We start from the raw sequence: 2,458 nt of genomic DNA on the forward strand, positions 1-2,458 counted from the left end.
GCTATACTTTCTTCTTTATCTACAACTAAGTTTACTTTTCTACCTACCATCATTTCTGCTAAATTATCTATGTTGGTATCTTTTGTATTAACTACATCTATTTTTTTACCTCTTCTAATTATGGTAACCCTATCACTCATACTCATGACCTCTTTAAGCTTATGAGTTATTAGTATGATAGATTTACCCTCTTTAACTAAGTTTCTAAGTATCTTTCTAAGTTCTTCAATCTCTTGAGGCGTTAGAACCGCTGTAGGTTCGTCTAGTATAAGTATATCTGCTCCTCTATAAAGAGCTTTTAATATTTCAACCTTTTGTTGTTGTCCAACAGTCATATCTTCTATAACGGCTTTAGGATCTATATTAAATCCATATTTTTTTGATAGTTCTTCGGTATCCTTTATTGCCTTTTTTATATCTACCTTAAGTCCTACCTTAGGCTCATATCCAAGAATCATATTCTGTGCCACAGTAAAGTTATGCACAAGCATAAAGTGTTGGTGAACCATTCCTATTCCTAGTGCTATAGCATCCTTAGGAGTTTTCATATTAGCTTTTTTACCACTTACGAAAATATCTCCAGCTTCTTGCTGATATAATCCATACAATATATTCATAAGGGTTGTCTTACCTGCTCCATTTTCTCCAAGAAGAACATGGATCTCCCCTTTATTCAGGTCAAAATCTACGTTATCATTTGCTATAATTCCTGGAAACACCTTAGTAACGCCCTTCATTTCAATAACTTTCTCCATAGATTTTCTCCTTCCAATTTTAAATATAGGCTAGATGAGACCATCTAGCCTATAGATTAAAATACTATTTTATTTCTACTGCTTTAAAGTTTAATAATTCAGCTCTTGTAGCTGGAACAACAACCTTATCGCTCTTTATCATCTCTTCAGCCTTCTTAGCTAAATCTTGAGCTTCTTTAGTTACATTTTTATGAAGAGTTGGTGCTATTCCTACTGCTCCATCTTTTACTCCTAAGTTATGAACTTGACCACCATCAAACTTTCCATCTTTTAAGTCCTTTAAAGTATTGAATACAGTAGAATCAACTTTCTTTTCCATAGAGAATAATATTACATCACTGTAAGATTTTGAACTTGGTGTAACTGCTTGGTCTGAGTCAACTCCTATAGCAAATTTACCCATTTCCTTGGCTGCTTTAAATACTCCAAGACCAACTCCACCTGCTGCATGGTAGATTATATCAGCGCCTTGGCTATAAAGCATTTTAGCTGCCTCTACTCCCTTTTGCTGATCTTCAAAAGAGTCAACATATTTTACAAATTGTCCTGGTGTCTTATCATCCTTTGGCATTAAAGCTTTACCTGCCTCTGGATTTACCGACATAACTCCAGCTATAAATCCAACTTCAAATCTATTTATTACCTCTCCTTCTTTTCCACCGATAAATCCTACTTTATTAGTCTTTGTAAGGTTACCTGCCATAACTCCAGCTAGGAAAGATCCTTCCTGCTCTTTAAATAGAACTGATAAAACATTTGGATTAGCAACCTCTGCATCTATTAATAAGAATTTCTTATCTGGAAGTTGCTTTGATACATTGCTCATAGCTTGAATCATCATGAAACCTGCTCCAACTGTTAAGTCTGCTGTTCCTGCCATAGTCTTTAGGTTTGGCTCATAAGCATCAACAGTTTTAGATTCGATAGCATTTAATTTTTCTATACCTAATTCCTTTGCTGCATTTTCTATTCCTCTGTTTGCCGACTCATTGAAGGATCCATCATTTACTCCTCCTTGGTCAGTTACAAGACCTGCTTTAATCTTTGCTCCTGTAGTAGCAGATCCTCCATCAGCCTTATCCTTAGTTCCACAGCCTGCAAAAACTGTAGCAACAACTGCAACTGCTGATAAAGCTGCTATTAATCTTTTTCTATTCATAAAATATACCTCCCATAATAATTTTTATATTTTAAAGTTTTAATGAATAAACTTAGATTCTTGAGATTTAAATACACTATTCTTATAAGTAACATTTTAGTGTAACCATATATAAAATGTTTGCTCTTAAGTATTACTATTTTAATCATATGTTACCTAATTTATTTAATGTAATTATTTACATTAAGATTATCCTTAAGATATATGCCTTTAATTTATGGTATGCACTTAAATTTATAAATAAGTTTGAACCTATTAATTATCTAAACTTGTCCATAAATTCAATATCTTTCGTATTTAATGTAAACTATTACAATAATCTCATTTCAAAAAATATATGTACTTTTTCTAAACCTCTTAACTTTAAGGCGTTTACATATATTCATAACTTTTTAAAAAACTTAACTTCACCTTAAAATCAATAATTTTTTTAATGAAATCAAATTTGGAAATATAAAATCCGAATATTACTTCTATATTAGAATTTTCAGTTCGGATTCCATTATATTTTTATATAATAACAAACATTTTCATAGTGTTTTTC

At 31.8% G+C, this 2,458-nt stretch carries 2 protein-coding genes; both read right to left on the reverse strand.

Going from position 1 to position 2,458, the window contains the following annotated elements:
- Positions 1-755: ATP-binding cassette domain-containing protein (locus tag AB2369_RS12895; RefSeq protein ID WP_367666879.1), on the reverse strand; the 755-nt coding region annotated here is incomplete at its 3' end.
- A gap of 64 nt (positions 756-819) precedes the next feature.
- Positions 820-1,914: a BMP family protein gene (locus tag AB2369_RS12900; protein WP_367666880.1), complete on the reverse strand. Its 1,095-nt coding sequence runs from the start codon at positions 1,912-1,914 to the stop codon at positions 820-822.
- Between the last annotated feature and the right edge of the window lie 544 nt (positions 1,915-2,458).

Source organism: Clostridium sp., assembly GCF_040797585.1.
Classification (GTDB): Bacteria; Bacillota; Clostridia; order Clostridiales; family Clostridiaceae; genus Clostridium_Z.